19 protein-coding genes are annotated in these 21,174 nt (G+C 34.2%); 3 read left to right on the forward strand and 16 right to left on the reverse strand.

All coding sequences use genetic code 11. The features are described from left to right. Nucleotides 1–176: 176 nt before the first annotated feature. A complete protein-coding gene (locus tag G7082_RS01830) occupies nucleotides 177–1,001 on the reverse strand; it encodes a MerR family transcriptional regulator (protein WP_166033467.1) in 825 nt (274 codons plus the stop codon). Nucleotides 1,002–1,326: 325 nt separating this feature from the next. Here G7082_RS01830 and G7082_RS01835 point away from each other — a divergent pair, with 325 nt between their 5' ends. Then, the gene (locus G7082_RS01835) at nucleotides 1,327–2,664 is read left to right on the forward strand and encodes an FAD-dependent oxidoreductase (protein ID WP_166033468.1); all 1,338 of its coding nucleotides are present in this window, start codon (nucleotides 1,327–1,329) and stop codon (nucleotides 2,662–2,664) included. A 41-nt stretch (nucleotides 2,665–2,705) separates the two neighbouring features. Here G7082_RS01835 and G7082_RS01840 read toward each other — a convergent pair whose 3' ends face one another. Together G7082_RS01840 and G7082_RS01845 are read right to left on the reverse strand one after the other, a co-directional pair. Further along, complete coding sequence (locus tag G7082_RS01840) at nucleotides 2,706–3,548, reverse strand: VOC family protein (RefSeq protein WP_238842680.1); 843 nt, start codon at nucleotides 3,546–3,548, stop codon at nucleotides 2,706–2,708. 103 nt (nucleotides 3,549–3,651) lie between these two features. Then, complete coding sequence (locus G7082_RS01845) at nucleotides 3,652–4,500, reverse strand: hypothetical protein (protein ID WP_166033470.1); 849 nt, start codon at nucleotides 4,498–4,500, stop codon at nucleotides 3,652–3,654. Between the two features lie 516 nt (nucleotides 4,501–5,016). On the opposite strand from G7082_RS01845, the gene apf reads away from it, so the two are divergent. Next, on the forward strand, nucleotides 5,017–5,583 hold the full coding sequence (gene apf / locus G7082_RS01850) for an aggregation-promoting factor (RefSeq protein ID WP_166033471.1): 567 nt from the start codon (nucleotides 5,017–5,019) through the stop codon (nucleotides 5,581–5,583). A gap of 507 nt (nucleotides 5,584–6,090) precedes the next feature. On the opposite strand, the gene G7082_RS01855 is transcribed toward apf, so the two are convergent. The 13 genes from G7082_RS01855 to G7082_RS01915 all read right to left on the reverse strand — a co-directional run bounded on the left by G7082_RS01855 (nucleotide 6,091) and on the right by G7082_RS01915 (nucleotide 20,228). Continuing rightward, complete coding sequence (locus tag G7082_RS01855; protein WP_166033472.1) at nucleotides 6,091–7,428, reverse strand: amidohydrolase; 1,338 nt, start codon at nucleotides 7,426–7,428, stop codon at nucleotides 6,091–6,093. Further along, nucleotides 7,412–9,157, reverse strand: a complete 1,746-nt coding sequence (locus G7082_RS01860) for an adenine deaminase C-terminal domain-containing protein (protein ID WP_166033473.1) — start codon at nucleotides 9,155–9,157, stop codon at nucleotides 7,412–7,414. Before G7082_RS01860 ends, G7082_RS01855 begins: the two co-directional genes overlap by 17 nt. A gap of 19 nt (nucleotides 9,158–9,176) precedes the next feature. Beyond that, nucleotides 9,177–10,241, reverse strand: coding sequence for an ABC transporter substrate-binding protein (locus tag G7082_RS01865; RefSeq protein ID WP_166033474.1), 1,065 nt, complete (start codon nucleotides 10,239–10,241; stop codon nucleotides 9,177–9,179). Nucleotides 10,242–10,260: 19 nt separating this feature from the next. Further along, nucleotides 10,261–11,292: an ABC transporter ATP-binding protein gene (locus G7082_RS01870; RefSeq protein WP_166033475.1), complete on the reverse strand. Its 1,032-nt coding sequence runs from the start codon at nucleotides 11,290–11,292 to the stop codon at nucleotides 10,261–10,263. 16 nt (nucleotides 11,293–11,308) lie between these two features. Further along, nucleotides 11,309–12,088, reverse strand: a complete 780-nt coding sequence (locus tag G7082_RS01875) for an ABC transporter permease (RefSeq protein WP_166033476.1) — start codon at nucleotides 12,086–12,088, stop codon at nucleotides 11,309–11,311. Further along, nucleotides 12,081–12,917 (reverse strand): ABC transporter permease, encoded by an 837-nt coding sequence (locus G7082_RS01880; RefSeq protein ID WP_166033477.1) that lies wholly within the window; start codon nucleotides 12,915–12,917, stop codon nucleotides 12,081–12,083. Before G7082_RS01880 ends, G7082_RS01875 begins: the two co-directional genes overlap by 8 nt. 166 nt (nucleotides 12,918–13,083) lie before the next feature. Further along, entirely contained in the window at nucleotides 13,084–15,543 is a 2,460-nt protein-coding gene (locus G7082_RS01885; protein WP_166035994.1) for a heavy metal translocating P-type ATPase, read from the reverse strand. Between the two features lie 24 nt (nucleotides 15,544–15,567). Next, nucleotides 15,568–15,996: a CopY/TcrY family copper transport repressor gene (locus G7082_RS01890; RefSeq protein ID WP_166033478.1), complete on the reverse strand. Its 429-nt coding sequence runs from the start codon at nucleotides 15,994–15,996 to the stop codon at nucleotides 15,568–15,570. 125 nt (nucleotides 15,997–16,121) lie between these two features. Continuing rightward, nucleotides 16,122–17,183 carry a sensor histidine kinase gene (locus G7082_RS01895; protein ID WP_166033479.1) on the reverse strand — a complete coding sequence of 354 codons (1,062 nt, stop codon included), beginning with the start codon at nucleotides 17,181–17,183 and terminating at the stop codon, nucleotides 16,122–16,124. Next, the gene (locus G7082_RS01900) at nucleotides 17,171–17,863 is read right to left on the reverse strand and encodes a hypothetical protein (protein WP_166033480.1); all 693 of its coding nucleotides are present in this window, start codon (nucleotides 17,861–17,863) and stop codon (nucleotides 17,171–17,173) included. The genes G7082_RS01895 and G7082_RS01900 overlap by 13 nt, the downstream gene beginning before the upstream one ends. Next, nucleotides 17,860–18,567 (reverse strand): response regulator transcription factor, encoded by a 708-nt coding sequence (locus tag G7082_RS01905; RefSeq protein ID WP_166033481.1) that lies wholly within the window; start codon nucleotides 18,565–18,567, stop codon nucleotides 17,860–17,862. The genes G7082_RS01900 and G7082_RS01905 overlap by 4 nt, the downstream gene beginning before the upstream one ends. A gap of 71 nt (nucleotides 18,568–18,638) precedes the next feature. Next, nucleotides 18,639–19,535, reverse strand: a complete 897-nt coding sequence (locus tag G7082_RS01910) for a phosphate ABC transporter substrate-binding protein PstS family protein (protein WP_166033482.1) — start codon at nucleotides 19,533–19,535, stop codon at nucleotides 18,639–18,641. 183 nt (nucleotides 19,536–19,718) lie between these two features. Then, nucleotides 19,719–20,228, reverse strand: a complete 510-nt coding sequence (locus tag G7082_RS01915) for a DUF4865 family protein (protein ID WP_166033483.1) — start codon at nucleotides 20,226–20,228, stop codon at nucleotides 19,719–19,721. Nucleotides 20,229–20,348: 120 nt separating this feature from the next. Between G7082_RS01915 and G7082_RS01920 the strand changes: the two genes are divergently transcribed. After that, nucleotides 20,349–21,152 carry a LysR family transcriptional regulator gene (locus G7082_RS01920; RefSeq protein ID WP_166033484.1) on the forward strand — a complete coding sequence of 268 codons (804 nt, stop codon included), beginning with the start codon at nucleotides 20,349–20,351 and terminating at the stop codon, nucleotides 21,150–21,152. Nucleotides 21,153–21,174 lie beyond the last annotated feature (22 nt).

A 21,174-nucleotide genomic window follows, 5' to 3' on the forward strand; every position in this document is an offset into this window, starting at 1 on the left:
AAACGAAAATAGAATGTTTTTAAAACCGTTTACACGTTGTTAAATCTATAATCTTAGTTTTTTTTCTATTTAATAAACTTCTAACTTTCTAATTAAACATTAATTTTTTTAAATAATAAAAAAATTAGACAGCCCATTAAAATAAATTGGTCCATCTAATTACATTTATTAATTATTTAATTTTGAATTTTGACAACAATATTAGTAAGATAATTTTCTTCATTTAGCGTATGATTGAAATCAATAAGATGAAAAGTCATAAAAGGTTCTGATATTTTAAGTGATCTTTCATCCGCATATTTTTTAATTTCATTGACCATTTCTTTTGTTTTTTCATAACTCCCTCTATAAAATAACGAAATAAACTGACCTGAAGGAATCTCTAGTAAATTTCCAACCTTTGTTTTTTGACGCGCTATAAAAAAAAGACCTTGGTAACTTAACTCTTTTTTGTCAGTTGTAATCATTGATCCCATTAAATTAAAGGTATACAAATCTTCGATCTCTGATATATCCGATAGTAGAAGTCTTTTTTCTTCCTCAAAAAATTCTACAAACGCTTCATAAGAAGATAGCGTGTGTATCCCCTCTCTAACATAAGCATATTCTTTAGTTCTTTCAATCAATTCAATTGTCCATTTATCAACTTTTTTCTCAATACCTGATAGTTGATTCATAACTTGAAGTCGATGTTCTATACCTTTTTTTTGCTTTTTAATCAATTCAAACTCTTCATTTAACTTAGTCAAATTATCTTCTAACATCTTTTTTGTCTCGGAAAAACTTCGCTTATCCAAGTAAAGCTTAATGTCATTCAGAGGAACTCCTAGGGTTCTTAGATCTCTAATTATATTCAATTGACAAATTTCTTTGAAAGAAAAACATCGATAATTATTTTTTAAACGTTTTGGTTCTATCAAACCAATTTTTTCATAATGTCTAATGATATGACTAGAAATACCATACATTTCTGAAACCTCTTTTATATTTAAACTCTCCACTCTCAAGCCCCCCTAACTCATAGTCACTAAAATTATCCTATCTTTCTTTCAATTAATTGTACTACAAATTAATTTATTTCGTGACTATATTTTTATTTTCACAAAACAGACTAACTAAAAACTTTGTGAAATAAATATTTAAACTCTTATTTCATGACGTATAATAATCACAATCCCCTTTATTCCAGTTTATAAAACACACTTTTTTTGATGTGTTAGTCACAAGCATAAATATCGAATTATGCTTTTTTCTTTGCTATATTCAACTCAGGTCACAAAGATAGACTCTTATGTGACACATTGAATTTGAAAGGACTAACTAATAATGAAAATTGTAGTTATCGGTTGTACCCATGCAGGAACATCTGCTGTTAAAAATATTTTAAGTAATAACCCTGAGGCAGAGGTACTTGTTTATGAAAGAAACAATAATATTTCTTTCCTATCATGTGGGATTGCCCTTTATGTTGGTGGCGTTGTTAAAAATGCCCAAGATTTATTTTATTCAAATCCTGCTGAGTTAGCATCTCTAGGTGCAGAGGTTAAAATGGAGCATAGTGTGACATCCATTGACACTGTTGGTAAATCAGTTACCGCTAAAAACTTAAACACTGGAGAATTTGAAACAGCAAGTTATGACAAATTAGTTATGACGACTGGTTCATGGCCAATTGTACCACCAATCCCTGGTATTCAATCAGACAATATTTTACTGTGTAAAAACTTTAATCAAGCCAATGAAATCATTGCTAAAGCTGATGATGCGAAGAAAATCGTCGTTGTTGGTGGCGGCTATATTGGGATTGAATTAGTCGAAGCTTTTGTAGAGTCTGGTAAAGAAGTAACATTAATCGACGGTTTAGACCGTATTTTAAATAAATATTTAGATCAATCATTTACTGATAAATTAGAATCTGAATTAAAAGAACGTGGCGTTAAGATTGCTTTAGGTGAAAATGTTCAATCATTTGATACAGACGCAACTGGTAAAGTCAGTAAAGTTCATACACCAAGCCAATCATTCGATGCTGACATGGTAATTATGTGTGTTGGATTTATGCCAACAACTGAACTTTTAAAAGACAAAGTTGATATGTTACCAAATGGTGCGATCATTGTTGATAAATTTATGAAAACAAGCAATCCTGATATTTTTGCTGCAGGCGACAGTGCAGTGGTTCACTACAACCCAACACAACAACCAAGCTATATTCCACTTGCAACCAACGCTGTAAGACAAGGAATGTTAGTCGGTACAAATATCAAAGAAGATAAGCTCGCTTACCGCGGAACACAAGGAACTTCCGGTCTTTACCTATTCGGTTGGAAAATCGGTTCAACAGGTATGACCATTGAATCAGCAAAACAAGCTGGTATTGATGCTGACTTTGCTTACCTTGAAGATAACTACCGTCCAGAATTCATGCCAACAACTGAAAACGTGATGATGCAACTTGTTTTTGAAAAACAAACAAAACGTATCCTTGGTGCGCAACTTATGTCTAAATACGACATTACACAATCCGCGAATACGTTGTCACTTGCTATTCAAAACAATATGACCGTTGAAGATTTAGCTTTAACAGACTTCTTCTTCCAACCTCATTTTGATCGTCCGTGGAACTACTTAAACCTGCTAGCACAAGAAGCATTGAAAAAATAAACACTAAACTGCCAAAACGTTGCCGCGTTTTGGCAATTTTTTTATTTTAGAATCATCGTGATCATAATTCCGTTTGGATCTAATATTTCAAACTGTTTCGGCGTTTCATTAAGTAACTCTTTACCTGATACATTCAGAGTTTTTCTAACTTGTTGAAAGACTTCTTCTGTCTCCCAAACGATTTCATAATGATTAATTCCAGGTGTTTCTAGTTTAGGTTGTTTTAACCCTGTTCCTAACCAATTGTTTGTCCCAATATGATGATGATAGCCATCCATTCCAAAGAATCTTGCATAACCACCTAAATCATCTGTTAGTTGAAAACCAAGAATGTCACGATAGAAAGTTTCATTCGCTTCAAAATCAGCAACACTTAAGTGAACATGCCCCATTTTAGTACCAATTGGCATTTTAGATAGTAATTCTGAACCTTCTGCTAAAACACCCTCAGCATCCATTTCAAAAGTGACACCTTTTATTTGACCATTTTCTTTAATATCCCACTGACTCCGTTCTTTATCTCGGTAAATTTCAATGCCATTTCCTTCCGGATCTTGCAGGTACAAAGCTTCACTATAGCCATGATCAGAAGCACCAATTAAAGGAGCTTTGATTGCTAGTAAATGACGTAAGATACCACCTAAGGCTTTTCTTGTTGGTAATAAGAGTGCTAAATGGTACAAGCCAGTCATTTTTTCTTGAGGTATCTCCTCTTTTGTATCAACTAAAGAAACTAAAATATCCTTCATTCCTTCGATTCCTAAATCAACTTTTTTATCACTTTCTTCTATTATATAAAGACCAATTGTGTTTTGATAAAATTCTTTTTGTTTTTCTAAGTTTTTAACGTTTAATGAGACTGCTCCTAGTTCGATTGTTTTCATTTCACTCATCCCTTACTTTTTATTAGTAAGTAAACATTAACACTTATTTTTTGTAAGCTCAAATAAAAAGCCTCACAGAATACAAATTCTGTAAGACTTTCTTTTATTTCTCAATATATCCTTCAATTAGTTGCTCATCCTTTTCTTCTTCCTTAAAAGAAACTCGGCGATGAACTTTTTTGAATGTTTCAATTGAAAAGTTTAAATCATTATAATTAGCAATCTTTTCAGCCACCTCTAACATTAAAATCTCCATCTTTTTAGTAAAAGATTCTAACATATCAGGTGTACAAGGCGTATAAGATAGTAAGAAGTTGGTTTCTAGGTGTGAAAGTTTTGTTTTTCGCCCCTCATATTTCGCCCAATCTAAATTAGAATGAGGGATATAACCTTTTGAGACATACCACATAGACACTAAACTATGTTTAATCGCTAAGGTTAAATCTTCCATATAATTGTACTCTTCACGTTTCCAGCTACGGTATAACTCAAAATAGTAACCATAATACTGATTAACATACTGATCAAACTCTTCTTGGGTCATTTTATAAGCAATCGACTGAGACGCTTCTGACATTTCTTTTAAAGAACCATAGTCTTTAACGATTTCAATTTCTCTTAACCAAATATTTGGCTTGATTTGTTCTTTTCTATAAATAAACAAATTCAACTTAATAAATGTTGCGTAGTGAATGACTGAGGATCTCTCTGTAAAATTCTCAATAAATAAATATTCACCAATTGAGCGAATCACTTCTTGTTGTTTTCGTAAGAGATTAACATTTTCTTTAACAATAATTCTTGCATCAATATCTGAATAAAAATCTTCTGTCTTGGTTCCAATCGATCCTGCAAAAAAACAGCCGATAATTTCATCATCTTCTTTAACTAAACGAATTAATCTATTTTTTAATCGGTCACGATCGACAGGTAAATTAGAATCTACTAACATTTTTTGTTCCTACTTTCATCTTTTCTTCCATTATAAAGGTTAAATCTAGTGAAGTAAAAAAATAAAACTAAAAAAACTTTACTTTTTTGTACATTTAACCCTCTTTAAGTGCTAATCGTATTAATACAATAATATTTCTAGAACGATATTTAAGTAATAGTCGTAACATATTAAACTTTAGTTTTATAAACGGAAGTCTTTTGGCTTGACCTTTTTGCGCACCAAAATTACTCAACACCACCTATTATAATCACCAATATTCTAAAATTTCACAAATTATCGGACTTATTTTTTTATTATGAAAAGAAACTACTTAATTTATTATTAAGTTATTATAAGAAACTTTCAGAAAAACTTAATATTTCTAAATTAATAGCCTTGTTACAAAACGCCTTTCCTTGTAATCAAACTAAACAATTTTCTTCACCTACGAAATATAAATCGATGATAAAGTATGTTCTGTCGTCAGCGAGACGATCAAAAAAATAATTAAACGAGAAGGGGATTTTTATTTTTATGAAATCACTAAAAACAATTTTATTTGGAACGACTGCTGCATTAGGATTAGGATTCTTCGGAACTAGCGCTTTAGCTGATACTTTATATACAGTAAAATCAGGAGATACTTTATCAAAAATCTCAAATGAATTTGCAGGCAACAATAGTCTAGTACAACAAATTGCAAAAGAAAATAATATTAACGATGTTAACTTAATTCATGTAGGACAACAATTAACTATTAGAACAAACGGTGAGGTTGCACCTGTACAAGAAACTCAACCAGCAGTAGAAGCTGCTCCAACTCAAGAAGTTCAACAAGAAGTAGCAGTACAACCAGAAGCGACAACTTCATACTCAGGTGACTCATCAAGCGCTAAGGAATGGATTGCACAAAAAGAATCAGGCGGTAGCTATACAGCATCAAATGGATACCACGTGGGACGTTACCAATTAGATCCAAACTACTTAAATGGTGACTACTCTGCTGAAAACCAAGAACGTGTTGCAGACAAATATGTTGCTGATCGTTACGGTTCATGGGAAAATGCTCAAAGCTTCTGGATGAGTAATGGTTGGTATTAAGAAATAAATATAAATTTAAAAACAGGAGATTATTCTTCTGTTTTTTTCTTCCTTCCAAGTGTAAACGTTTGCAAAAAATAATAGATCATGGTATAAATATAAGTGTAAGGAGCATATAAATTGCCAAAGGTAGTAGAAGTAAAGTTTTATATTTAGTTCAACACATTGTTAAAATTTATATGTATCTCAGAAAAGAAGTAAAGGATGTGGGAATTTGATTCTCCTTACTGATTACTTTAAGGTTAGCGAGTTCAAAGGTTAGGCTTCATCAAGTAGTTAAAATGATCTATGTATTTTCGAATGAATGTAACATAAGAGTTAATTTTTAAGATGAACAACTTTAAGAACGATCCATTAACAAATCTTTCTATTTTTAATTAAATGAAATAAAACGTTTAGAGCTAACAACACATTTACTGATAAAAGAGTTAATCGTTAAAATAGTCGAACAATATTAAATAAAACCTCGCTAACCTTAATGATTTAAAAAAAGCAACAGAGGCTGACTTAAATGTCGGCCTCTGTTTTATTTATTTTACTTACTTCTTCTCTAAATTCAACCATACAACTATCTAAACCTTCACGTAAGGTCTTTAAGTTTTGTTCCACTAACTCATGATTAGAAACTACTTGTACACCGTTTATCCACGTACTTTCCACATTGCTTGCATTAGCTGAGTAGACAATTGCTGAATAGGAATCAAAAATTGGAAACATATTGACTGAGTTCGTTTCAATCAATGTGATATCTGCTTGTTTCCCAACTTCTAAGCTCCCAATTTTACCATCAAGTCCTAATGCCTTAGCACCACCATACGTTGCTAGCTTGACTATTTCTTTGGCTGGAAACGCTGATCGGTCCCTTAAGTGTGTTTTTTGGAAATTCGCCATCATTCGCATTTGAGTAAACATATCTAAGGTGTTACCACTACTTGGTCCATCGGTTCCTAGACCGACACAAACACCCTTTTCCAGTAAAGACTTAATTGGCGCCACCCCTTTAGCAGACTTAGTGTTAGCACCAATACAATGCGCCACACTAACTAAGCCTCTAGCATTTGATAACAGCTCTATTTCTGAGTCACTTAGCAAAATACCGTGAGCCATAATTAAGTGACAGTCCAAAAAGCCTAACTCATTTAAAAACTCAACAGGTGAAAATCCGTAAGCTTCTTTAATTTCAGTTAACTCGTAATCCATCTCTGAAACGTGCATCATAATCGGTGCGCCTGTCTCTAAACTTAAAGCCACAATTGATTTAAAGTCTTCAACCCTATTCGTATTCGTCGCATGAGGGGCAATCATTGGTGTCACTAGTTCATGATTTTGCCACCCATTTATAAACTCTCGACATCCCTCAATTGCTTCTGCTGCTGTTCGATAATCACAGGTTGTCATGTCAATAATCGTTTGTCCCACAAACCCACGCATTTTCATTTTCTCGCAGCTTTTAGCCACTACGTCTTCAAAATAATACATGTCTGAAAATGTTGTCGTCCCTGATAACATCAACTCAGCCATAGCATACTCACTGCTGGCAGCGACCAACTCAGGTGTCATAACTTGCTCTAGTGGAAATAAAAAGCGGCGTAATCTATCTGGTGTATCATCTCCTAAAGAACGAAAAGGAATCATGCCTAGATGGGTGTGTAAATTAATAAATCCAGGCAACAATAAACCGCCTTTAGCGTCTACAACTTCCATACTTTCTGAATCTACAGCTAACTTACTCATCTCACCAATCATTTTAATCTGACTATCTTCAATTAACAAAAAGCCACATTCATACTCTGTCAACTGGTCATCCATCGTTAATATATGCGCATTTTTAATAAGTGTTGCCATTGAGTAACTCCCCGTCCTCTTTATGGATTAAATCATAAAATACTTGAGTCTTTGTATCCATCATGCCCACATCTGTCACCTTGATTGCTGGTGAGACCGGCAGTGATAAGGTTGAAAATGACATAATTTCGTTCATATTTTTATAACCAATCACTTGCATACCTCGTCTAATCTCTTTCAGACGTTCCCCTAAAATAGCAATTGGTTCTGTGGACACAATTCCACCTAATGGCAGTGGACAACGCCCAATAATCTCTTGACTATGTGATACACAGTAGCCACCTTTCATCTCAATCAATTCATGCTGGACTTTAAGTAAGTCTTCCTTCGTATTTCCCATAATCATGATGTTATGGTGATCATGAGCCCAAGTGGTTCCAATGGCTCCTTTTTCTTCGATTGGTTTTTCAATTAACGAATAAGAAATATTACGATTTTTTCCGTAACGCTCCATGATAATCAGAAGAGAACACTCTGCACTTTCCCAATCTAAGTAGCCATCAATCACAGGAATCTCTTTAATAACTGGCTCTGTGAATGTTCCAATCTTATGTTTTCTAATCACTTGGCATCTGACTTTTTCAAGAGTTGTCCCAACTTTTAATGAAACATCCTCTAATGTTAATTTGCGTGTTTGCAGTGTATCAAAGTAATGACTTGGGTAGTAACTATAATCATGTTCTGATGCAACCTGCTCCATGCCTTGACTAAAGACTTGACGACCACTCTTATAGACTTCTTTAATCGAAAAATCTTCTAAATTATCCAGTAAAATAAAATCAGCTATCTTGCCAGGAGCAATCATGCCACGATCATTTAGCCCCATTCTTCTAGCTGGCGTGAAAGTTGTCATGTAAATCGCCTTTTCCATAGGTAAACCACAAGCGACAGCTTTTCTAAGATTCACATCTAAGTGCCCCGATAAAAGCTCATCCGCCATAATATCATCCGTTACAATACTAGCATACTCATAAAAATGCCCCTCTGTGATGACTGCCATATTTTCTTTAGTCATTGATTTAGCTTGCAGTTGAATAAACACACCATTTTCAATGCGTTCTTTGAGTGACTCTGGAAATTGATGGGTATGATCAGATGAAATGCCACTGTATAAAAAGTCAGATAGGTCCGTCCCTTGAATCTTCGGACAATGACCTTCTAATGGCATTGTCGGTCTTTTCTCTTGAATTAAACGAATAATTTGGGCAATTAATGAATCCGGCTCGTAAGAAATCCCTTTAAAGTTCATCGCTTCCCCTAAACAAATAACTTTAGGATTATTTAATAGCTCCTCAACTTCTTTAAAAGCAATCACACCACCTGTTGTTTCAAGTTCTGTCGTTGTTGAAGGAACCGACGAAGGAATTCCGTGAAAAATATCAAGCTCTGTTTGAGCTGACATAAAGTGATTCAAGCCTTCAATGCCAAAGACATTACCAATCTCGTGAGCATCAGCCACGACTGTTGTCACGCCAAACTGAAGCACAGCATCAGAAAAGCTCTCAGGTGTACACATAGAGCTTTCAATATGCATGTGACTATCAATCAAGCCAGGAACCATAAATAGTCCCTGGCCGTCAATGACGCTATTAGCAGTGATTGTTTTCTCTTCTTCACTTGAAATATGATAAATTTTTTCTTTTTTAATATAAATATGTTTTGTTACAAATGATTGTGTCACCGCTTGAAACAAGGACACGTTTTTGATTTGAATATCAACCACTGTCATTTCTAATAACCTCTTTTTCTTATTGATTCATGATTTTGTTCCACTCGTCTAACCAAGTAGCTAAGTTCTCATTTACAAAATTAAAATCAACCATTTTCGCGCGTTCAGCTACTTCACCGTATGTTTTATTGCCTTGTTCTTCTTTTGATAAAGTTACTTTTTTGTTTGTTGGTCCTTCATTTAAAGATAAAGCTTTTGTTTTTTGGTTTTCTTCACTAATTCTAAAGTTAACAAAATCATAAGCTAATTCTTTATTTTTAGCTTCTTTAGGAACGTTTACTGTGTTGTAGTTCGCATAAGTTCCAGATGCTGGTACCATGTATTCTAAACTCTCTGATGATGATTTAATAATGTCCACAGCAAAATCAGCCACCACTGCCACTTCAATTTCACCAGCTTGGAACATGTTAGCTAAGTCTGAAGATTTCGTATAAGTTTTAACCACGTTTGGTTTTAGTTTTTCCATTTCAGCAAAAGCAGCTTTTCCTTTATCAGAAGTAATATCTGTCTTAGCGTGCTCACTTGCTACGTATAACATTAAAGGACCTGCTGTTGTTGAAATATCTGGGACTGATATTTTACCCTTTAAGGCTGGATCCCATAAATCATCCCAACTCTTAATTTCTTTGCCAACTTTTTCTTTATCATAGATAATTCCGATACTATTAACAGCAATTGGTACACCGCCACCATTGTCAAAAACTTCTTTAGCGCCGTCTGTTAAATTAGCCAAGTTAGGCACTTCTTTTTCAGTTAACTTTTCAAACATATCTGAGGCATTACCTTCTGTTGAATTTGCTTGAGCTAGTTCAATAATATCAATATTAGCTTTTTTATTGTTTTTAAGTTTTGTGAAACGATCTGAACTATTCCCTAAATCCAGTGTCACTTTCGTTGAACTTTCTTTTTCAAACGGGTTAATGATATCTTTTTTAACGATATCTTCACTTAAACCAAATGTTGACACAACCATTGTGTTGTCTGCTTTCTTACTACCTTCTTTTTTGACGTTAGCGTCACTGTTTCCACAAGCTGTTAAGGCTAATAATGCTACGGCTGATACGGCTAATAAACTTTTTTTCATGATGTTAAAAATCCCCTATCTATTTTTTTAATAAAATAATTTTTTCTTTTGGAAAATCTAATGTTAATTCTTGATCCACTTCATACATTACTTGGTCGTCTCCATTAACTAAGAGAGTTCCCACTTCTGTTTCCACTTCGTACTGATAGCTTTTACCTAAGAAAGTTCTGACTAAAACACGTCCCTTAATGCTTCCAGTTTCAGATATCACAATATCTTCTGGTCTAATCGTTGCTGTCACTTCTCCTGTTAATTCTTGATAACGGTCTGAAACAGCTAGTTTTACACCTGTTTCTGTTGTTACCGATACTCCTTGAGCAGTTACTTTAAAGAAATTTTCAAAACCAATGAATCTTGCCACAAATTCTGTTTTTGGGTAACGATAAATCATCTCTGGTGTATCATATTGTTCAATCACTCCTTGATTCATAATCGCTACACGATCAGAAATTGAGAAACACTCTTCTTGATCATGGGTGACGAAAACTGTTGTAATCCCTAATTTTTGTTGAATGCGTTTAATCTCAATTCGCATCGCCACACGTAATTTTGCGTCTAAGTTACTTAATGGCTCATCAAGTAGTAATAAATCTGGTTCAACCACTAAAGCTCTTGCTAAAGCTACACGTTGTCTTTGTCCTCCTGAAAGTTGTTTTGGATATCTCTTACCAAAATCATCTAACCCACAAGCATGTAACATGGCTTCTACTTTTTGATCCATAACTTCCTTTTTTTCTTTACGCAGTTTCAAACCAAAAGCCACATTTTCTGCCACTGTTAAATGAGGAAACAAAGCGTAACTTTGAAACACCATTCCAAACTGACGTTTATGGACTGGAACATGAGTCAAATCTTTTTCGTTCACAGTAAACTCACCACTGTTTGGCTTAATTAGTCCCGCAATCACACGAAGGGTTGTTGTTTTTCCACAACCACTTGGGCCGAGTAAGGAAACTAATTCTCCTTTTTCCATAGAAATATTTAACTCTTTTAAAATCGACTGCTTACCATCATAGCTCACATCAATATCTTTTAAATTAACAAATGACACAAAAATCTCTCCTTAATTATGAAATGGAAGCAAGTCCCAATGTTTTTTCAATAATGACCATCATCACAACGGTTAAAAGCATAATCATCACAGATAACGCAGAAACGGTTGGATCATAGTTGTATTCCATAAAACTTAAAATCGATGTTGGTAACATGTTAACGCCTGGTCCTGATAAAAACATTGAAACAGGAACATTATTAAATGAATTAACAAATGCTAACATGAATGATGCGAAAATTCCTGATGAAATATTCGGTAAAACAATTTTAGTAAAAGCTTTTTGTCTCGTACAACCTAACGTCCAAGCGGCTTCTTCCACTGAAATATCCATCTGCTCTAAACTTGAACCTACCACTCGAATAATATAAGGCAAACTAATTAAGAAATGCCCAATCAGAAGTCCCATAAAAACAGGTAAGCCTAAAGCAATCACAATCCATTGAAATAAAACATATCCCACAACAATTCCTGGAATAATCGTTGGTGATAAGAAAAAGCTTTTAAACTGACTTTTTCCTGTAATATGGTAACGACTTAAGACATAAGAAATCGGCACACCAATCAAAAGAGCTAGTAATGTTGCTAATACACCAATCGTTAAGCTTAATTTAAATCCTGCGATAAAGCTTTCCGTTTGAAACACATTAGCATACCAATCCAGTGTAAAACCTTTAATCGGAAACTTAATCGCTGACTCAGTCCCAAACGAAGTCACAATAATTAATAAAAGGGGTAAGAATAAAAAAGCAAAAACCAAAATGGCGATAATCGTCATTCCTTTTTGTTTACGCATGTTGCTCAACTCTCCTATCTGCTTTTTTAGCTAGCCAATTTAAGCCGCTCATCACAAAGAGTGTTGTGACAATCATGATAAATGCTAAAATACTCGCTTGGGTCCAATCACCTAATGTATTAGCTTTTTGATAAAGTAAGGTTGAAAGAACCATTTTTTGATTACCACCTAATAATTGTGGTGTTGTGTAAGCTGTTAGTGTTCCTGTGAAAACTAAAATACTGCCCACAATCGCACCAGGTATTGATAAAGGTAAAATAATTTTTCTGAAAGCTGTAAAAGGGTGAGCACCTAATGTTTCTGCCGCCTCTAACATCTCAGGTTCAATACTTTCCATCACACCAACAAGGGTCATAATCATTGTTGGTAAGAAGAGATAAACTGAACCAATAATAATCGCAAACTCTGAATAAAGTAAATTCATAGGTTGATCGATTAAATGCATCTTCATCAATAAGGAATTAATAATGCCATTTTTCCCTAAAATATTAATCCAAGCAAAACTACGAATGACTGAATTCGTTAATAATGGGAATAAGGTCATTGCCATTAATAAACCTTTCCACTTTTTATCCACACCTGCAATAAAGTATGCTGTGGGAATCCCTAGAAAGACACAGACAATCATCACTATCACTGAAATACGAATCGTTCTGATTAAAACTGACTGATTATACGGATCCTTAAAAAATTGAATGTATTGATTTAAACTTAACTGCCCTTCAGTAAAGAAAGTCGGAAAAAGACTTGTTAATAAAGGGATAATCATAAAAAATAAGACAATAATAGTACCTGTTAAAAGAAACAAATACGGAACTTTTTTACTCATCACTTAACTCCTCGTTCGTTTTTTACTCAACAAAGTATATATTACCCGAACACTAAAATCAATACAATAATTGTTTTTTAATTAAATAATGTTCGTGTTTGAAAAAGAGTTCAAAAAAATATGTTGCGATATACCTTGATATACCGCAACATATTACTGTTTTTTCTTATTTAATTGGTTTGAACCTTTTTAATCGTAACGCATTTAATAAGACTGATACCGAACTAAAACTCATCGCTGCCCCGGCAATCATCGGATTTAATAGTGGACCGCCGAATAAGTAAAGAACACCCATCGCCACTGGAATACCTAATGTATTATAAGCAAAAGCCCAGAAGAGATTTTCTTTAATATTTTTAATGGTTGCATGACTTAATTCAATGGCTGTTGGAACATCCATCAAGTCACTTCTCATTAAGACAATGTCTGCTGATTCCATTGCCACATCTGTTCCTGAACCAATGGCAATTCCAATATCTGCTTGAGCTAAAGCTGGGGCATCATTGATACCATCTCCAACCATAGCTACTTTTTTGCCTTCTTGTTGTAACTTTTTAACTTCGTTTGCTTTGTCTTCTGGTAAAACATCGCTCAAGACACGATCAATCCCTACTTGTTTAGCAATCGCTTCAGCAGTTCGTCTGTTATCCCCAGTAATCATCGCTACTTCAATTCCCATACGGTGTAATTTATCAATCGCTTTAATACTACTTGGTTTAATCGTATCTGCGACAGCAATAATTCCTAGTAACTCTGATCCATTCCCAATATACATGGGTGTTTTACCTTCTTGAGCTAATTTATTCGATGTCTCTTCGAAGCCACCTAACGCAATATTTCGTTGATTCATTAATTTTTTGTTCCCTAAAATAAGGATTTGACCTTCAATTGACACTTCAATTCCGTGACCTGGAATCGCTTCAAAAGAATCTAATGTGGATAAGTTGAAGTTTTTCTCTTCAGCTGCTTGAACAATCGCTTCCCCTAAAGGATGTTCTGACCCTTTTTCAGCGGCAGCGGCTAAAGTAAGTAATGTATCTTCTGTTAAGTTACCTGCCACCACAATATCTGTTACAACTGGTTTACCTTCTGTGATTGTTCCTGTTTTATCAAAAACAATGGTTTTAATTTTGTGAGTTGTTTCTAAAGCATCCCCACTTTTAATTAACACGCCATTTTCAGCACCTTTACCAGTCCCAACCATAATCGCTGTTGGGGTCGCTAAACCTAGGGCACAAGGACAGGCAATAACTAAGACAGAAATCGTAATTGTTAAAGCGAAAATCCATGATTCTTGACCTAGGAAGAACCAAGCCACACCAGCTAAGATTGCTAAGACAATAACAATCGGTACAAAAACACCAGATACTTTATCTGCTAGTTGGGCAATTGGCGCTTTAGAACCTTGTGCGTCTTCCACTAGTTTGATAATTTGAGATAACGTCGTATCTTTACCGACTTTCGTTGCTTCAAATTGGAAAGAGCCGTTTTTATTAATACTCGCTCCAATCACTTTATCCCCAACTTTTTTCTCAACTGGCATACTTTCCCCAGTTATCATCGCTTCATCCACAGCACTTGTTCCAGAGACAATCACACCATCAACAGGAATTTTTTCACCTGGTTTTACCACAATGATATCTCCTGTTTTTACTTCATCCACAGAAATTTCAACTTCTTTTCCATCTTTAATAATCATCGCTGTTTTTGGAGCTAATCCCATTAATTTTTTGATAGCTTCTGACGTTTTACCTTTAGAGACTGCTTCAAAATATTTACCTAATGTGATTAAGGTTAAAATAACGGCTGCTGACTCATAATATAAGTTCATTACAAAATGTTCGCTACCTAAAAGAGTCATGATTGTTCCATACAAACTATATAAAAAGGCAGCACTTGTACCTAAAGCAACTAAAGAATCCATATTAGGATGCCCTTTAAATAAAGCTTTAAACCCAACCATGAAGAAAGCACGTCCGATAATAATAACAGGTAAAGCTAAGACAAGTTGTAATACAGCAAATCGTTCAGGATAGATCATTGGTTGGATAAATTCTGGAAGTGGCAAGCCAACCATCTCTCCCATGGCAATATACAACAATGGCACTGTTAAAACTGCTGATTGCCAGAAACGACGCCACATTTCTTTGATATGTTTCTCTTTCTTTTCTTTATCTAAATCTGCTTGGGCCTCTTGATCCAAACTTTCTTTCGCATGATAACCCGCATTTTCCACAGCTGAAACGATATCTGTTGATAAAACAAGGGATTCATCAAAATCTACCGTCATTTTCTCTGTAGCTAAGTTAACATTAACAGTCTTGATTCCTTCTAATTTACCCACAACTTTTTCGATCGTTTGGGCACATGAGGCACAGGTCATTCCTTCAATATCGTACTGTTTATGAGACGTTTCCATCACTAAATGATAACCAGCATCCTCAACAGCTTTAGCGATTGTTTCATCGTTTAATTCAGCTGTGTCATAAGTCATACTTAATTTTTCAGTTGCTAAATTGACACTTGATTCCACAACGCCTGGTAATTTAGCCGTTACTTTTTCTATTGTTTGAGCACAAGAGGCACAGGTCATTCCCTCTATTTTATAATTATTTTTCTCTGTCATCATTCTTTCTCTCCTCCCTAAACCTTAACACCGACATTGTCCCGGAATGCAGTTGCAAGGGACAATCTCAGGCGCAGTTTGTTTCTTTTCTTTAAGAAGCGCTTCTAATGCTTCTATATCACTAAGGCTCAAAGGTTTTCTTTCAATCATCTCAACTAACATACCACCAACTTTACGATCACAAATTTTATCTAATAATTCATTCCCCGCTGACTTGATTGCTTTTTGTTCTGATACGACAGCATAGTAGATAAATTGTTTGCCTTCTTTTCTTGTTTCTAAATATCCTTTAGTGACTAAGCGAGTTAAGAGTGTTTTCACTGTAGAAGGTTTCCACGCCATCTTTTCCTCTAAAATTTCAATCACTTCCGTACTTGTTGTTTCATTTTTGGTCCAAACAACACGCATGATTTCCCACTCTGCATCTGTTATTAATTCTATTTTTTTAGTCATGATTTTCGCTCCCTTTTTTTATGTTCTCTCATTCGATAAACCTATCATATCTCTATCGTTTACAATTGTCAATTATAAGATTTAAAAAAACGAGTCCCTTTTTAGGAGAACTCGTTTCACTCTACTTATTCTTCAATCGGCAACCTCACAATAACTGTGGTTCCTTCGCCTAAATCACTAGATAACTTCACCACACCACCTAAAATCTCAGCATAATGTTGAACAATCGATAGACCTAAGCCAGAACCGCCCGTATTTCTTTGTCTTGATTGACTGACACGGTAAAAACGCTCGAAAATTCGTTTACGGTCCTTCTCAGAAATCCCGACACCAGTGTCTTCTACTGAAAAAATTAACTCACCTTCAGATTCTTTTAAATAAATAAAAATATCATCGGCTTCTTTTGTATACTCCACCGCATTTTCTAGTAGGTTTTTAACAATCAATTGAAAGGCATTGCCCGGTAAGTTAATCTCACGACTAATGGTGCTATCAAAGGTCACATTGAGCGCCTTTTGACTGATTTTATATTGATAACGTTCTAACTCTTCTTCTACCACGGTTTCAGGGTTACTAACGACGGTATCTAGCATATAAATATCTTTTTCTGTTTTTAATAACATCATAATGTTTTGAATCAATCCTAGTAATCGTTGTCCTTCACATTCAATGATTTTCAAAAACTCATCTGAAGCCTCCGGATCATCCTTCGCTCCTGCTAATAAGGTTTCCGCAAAACCAATAATCGACGTTGTTGGGGTTTTTAATTCATGAGAAATATTGCTAATAAAATCTTCATGAACTTTTTCAATCTGTTTCACTTCTGTCACATCATAAATAATACCCACATATTCAGTGGTACTTGATTCAAGAATGCGAATAATGACGTTTAAATCATGATTTTTAGGTTGCCTTATCCTAACGTCTCCTTGAACTTGTTCCTTAGTTGTGACTGCTTCAGTTATTAATTGATACATTTTTTTATGATTAAACCAAGTTTCAAAAGATTCTTGGTTTCTCTTTTTAGAAAAGAGATTCTCCGTCACACTATTAGCTAAAACCAGTTCCAATTTCTCATTAAGAATAAAAATACCAATATCTAAGTTTTCGAAAAGAAAAGCTAATTTCTCTTCATTTTGCAATTGCTTATAATATAAAAGGTTGGCTTCATCCATTAATTTATACACAGTTTGATACAACTCCTGCCATTCTTCTGGGCATCCACGACTGTTTGTTTTTTTTCTGGATTCTGAATTGCATTTTTCAAAATCGGTAAAATAAATTGAATCGGTTGTCTATTTTGCTTCAAAATATAAAAATACATGGATAAAATAATAATACCTATTAAAAGAAGGACGAGAAAGATTTGTACTTGAAAGGCTCTTAATGACTGAGTAATCCCTGTATAAGGCTCAGATAACCGCAAAATCCCAACCAACTCTTGATCCACATAAATCCCTTTAGCCATGTAAATCATTTTAGTATTGACAGTTTGGCTTTCTCTAATCGCATAGCCTTGAATTTTATGATTCTCTAAAATCTCTCTTACTTCCGGTCGATGTTCTCTAGTACCTTTAGCTAATTTTTCATGAGAGGAATCATATAAAATATCGCCTTTTGGATCAAGAATAGTCAAACGTTCCGATTTCCCAATACTTTGATCCAACTTTTCTTCATCAAGCTTTAACTTTTCACCCTCTAATAGATAAGGAGTTAAAATATCAATCTCACTTAGTAATTTATCCTGTTGTTCACTTAATACTTGAGATTTAAAAAAGTAGGCAGTGTATAATCCACCACCTACTAACAATAGGACAACTAAGCTAATAATCACACGTGGACTCATTAGTTTCGTTCTTTGTTTCATTCTGATATCTCCTGAAACTTGTAACCAAACCCACGAATCGTTTTAATGTATTGTGGTTTTTTAGGATCATCTTCAATTTTTTCTCTTAAATGGCTCACATGAATATCCACTGTTCGAGATAAATGGTACATCTCATCTTGCCAAATGGATGTCATTAATTCATCTCGACTAATAATCCGATTTTGCCTTTTCATAAAGTATATTAAAAGCTCGAATTCTTTTTTAGTGAAATTCAATTCTTCTCCGTTCTTAGTGACACGGTAGTCATTGGGATATGCAATTAATTCTCCAACAACAATTTTTTCAGAGGGATTAACTTTAGGAATTTTGTCACCCTTCACATCTAAACGTCTTTCTACTGCGCGAATTCTTGCGATTAATTCTCTTGGGCTAAAAGGTTTTGTCAAATAATCATCTGCACCCATCTCTAAACCGACAATTTTATCCACGGTTTCATCTTTGGCTGTTAACATTAAAATTGGTGTTTGAATCTTTTCTTTACGCAAATGTTTCGTAATATCTAAACCATTTACTTTTGGTAACATTAAATCTAATATAATAAAATCGTAGTTGCCACTCATGCCTAAAGCGATAGCTTCCTCACCGTCATGGCAGACATCTACTGTAAAGTTTTCTTTTTCTAAATTATATTTCAAAAGTGTGGTAATCGACACCTCGTCGTCTACTACTAAAACTTTTTTCATACAAAAAACACGTCCTTTCTAGTAGTCATCAATCTCTTACACTATACCATAGAAAGGCCGTGTCTTATCAATTATTTGATGTTGCCTTTTAAGTCTCTTTCAACTTTCATATCTGAGATTGCAATGTAACCTAATTCTTTAATAACATTTTTTTGAACGTCATCTGTTTTCATGTACTCTACAAATTGAGTAGCTTCTTTTTTACCATCTTTTTGTGTATACATATGCTCATATGCCCAAATTTTCCATGAGTTATCAGCAACTTTTTCATCTTTTGGTTCTACGCCATCAATCGATAGCCCTTGGATTGACTCATCAATATAAGAGAAAGCTAAGTAACTAATTGCTCCTGGTGTTTCTGCAACAATCTTACGAACTGTTCCTGAAGAATCCTGTTCTTGGCCTTTAGCTGGCTCTTCTCCATCTAGTCCCCATTGTTCAAAGGTTGCACGTGTTCCACTTCCTGCGGCACGGTTAATGATTTCGATTTTTTGATCTTTCCCACCGACTTCTTTCCAGTTAGTAATCTTTCCAGTAAAGATGCCTTTTAATTGATCTTTGGTAATATCTTTCACGCCAGTTTCTTTGTTAATAACTGGTGCCACACCAACAACGGCGATTCGGTGATCTTCAATTTTAGAAGCATCAATACCGTCTTTCTCCTCAGCGTAAACGTCCGAGTTACCGATATCCACAGCGCCACTTGAAACTTGGGTTAAACCAGTTCCACTTCCGCCACCTTGGACTGTGATTGTATAGTTAGGATTATCTGTCATATAAATTTCAGCTACTTTTTCTACTAATGGTTGAAGAGCTGTTGAACCAACAGAGGTAATTTCGACTTTTTCATTTGAAGCAGCCTTTTTACTTCCTCCTGTTGAATCTTTTGTATCTTTTGCGCCACCACCACATGCTGCTAATGTAAATAAAATACCGACTGTTGTTAACGATAATAAGATTTTCTTCATAGTTGTAATAACTCCTTAAGTTTTTTGATTACACACAGAGTGTAACAACTAAATGTAAAATCTATTCCCAATAACGTGTAAAAATTTCGTAAAAATAACTTTTGTTAGCTTTTTTACTTGAAACGTTGTCAGATAAGCGTAAACTTCATGACAAAGAGATGTATATTGTAAATAGAATGTAAACTACGTAGATATATGCAAGACTTCATAGAAACTACCAAAGCATTCTAATTCTTTTGATTTTTCTTTAAAAAAGTAAAACTCAACTTGTTTCCATTTATCAGGATTATAAACTAAAAGCTTACCAAGAGCATCTTTTGGTGTTATTGAAAATTCAGGAGCCTTCATTTTTGTGACTTCCTTTATATCTTTTTCAATTTCTAAAACCCAATGACTTGCTTTTACCTTTTGATTCACCTCTACTATGAGTGGAATTGCTATGTTAATCTGTCGCCAACCAAATGAGGATAAAATATTGTCATAATAACCATCAAAAATAAAATGGTTCATTCCTTTTTCTGATTTCCATAAATAGAGAGGGGCATATTCTTTACTTTCTTCCCTAATCAAATAGACTTTCATTAATAAATCTAAAAAGCCATCTGTTTTAACCCCATTATTAGCAACTCTTTCTCTGATTTTCTCCATCCCATATTCTTTAGGTAATTTAATTTTATATTGCATAACATTCATTTAAAGCACTTCCTTTTATTTATTTTCTCTCATTATACAAAGCTTTGTTTTTCTTGTATAATGGCTATAAATCATCTTGGTATGCCAAAATGGAATACCAAGATTAAGGAGGATATCCCTGTGGAACTTAGTGATTTAAAGATTTTTTACGAGGTTGCCAGATTCGAATCAATCAGTCACGCTGCTAATAAATTAGGTTACGTTCAATCTAATGTCAGTAAAAGAATTAAAGTCTTAGAAAAAGAATTAAACACCATTTTATTTACTAGAAACAATCGCGGTATGAAGCTAACATGTGAAGGTGAGATTCTAAAAAAACACACCGAAAACATTTTAATCTCACTAACCATATTAAAAGCTGAATTAAAAGGACAAGAAGAAATTATTAAAATTGGAGCAACACAAACGATTTCTATTAATTATTTACAATCTCTATTTTTAGAAAAGACATACGATTGCTATACATTTAATCAACAAGAGCTCTTAGAAAAATTGATCTATAAAGAAGTAGATGTGATTATTACAAATCAAGTTGTTTCAGAAGATGAATTTAAAAGTGACATACTTTTAGATGAAGCTGTTTTTTGGACGAAACATCAATCAGCTTCTAGCTCTTTGAATCAAGCTAATATCATCGTTAATCGTCAATTAGATTGTCCTTATCGAAAGGCTACCTTAAACTATTTAAAAAAACACCAGATAACTGATTTTACCCTAATTGAAGTTGACACCTTGGAACTTTTAATCACAGGAATTGAAAAATACCAGGCACTTAGTATGTTGCCAGAAATAATGCTAGAGGATAGACCATCATTAGAAAATTTTGGGACAAAAATAAACGTTCCGGTTCATTTATATTATCTAAAAACACTTCAAAAGAATCTTAATATCGAACAACTTAAAAATCTAATAATAAAAAAATAAGCAGACCCATTTTTGAGTCTGC

Source organism: Vagococcus hydrophili, assembly GCF_011304195.1.
Lineage (GTDB): Bacteria > Bacillota > Bacilli > Lactobacillales > Vagococcaceae > Vagococcus > Vagococcus hydrophili.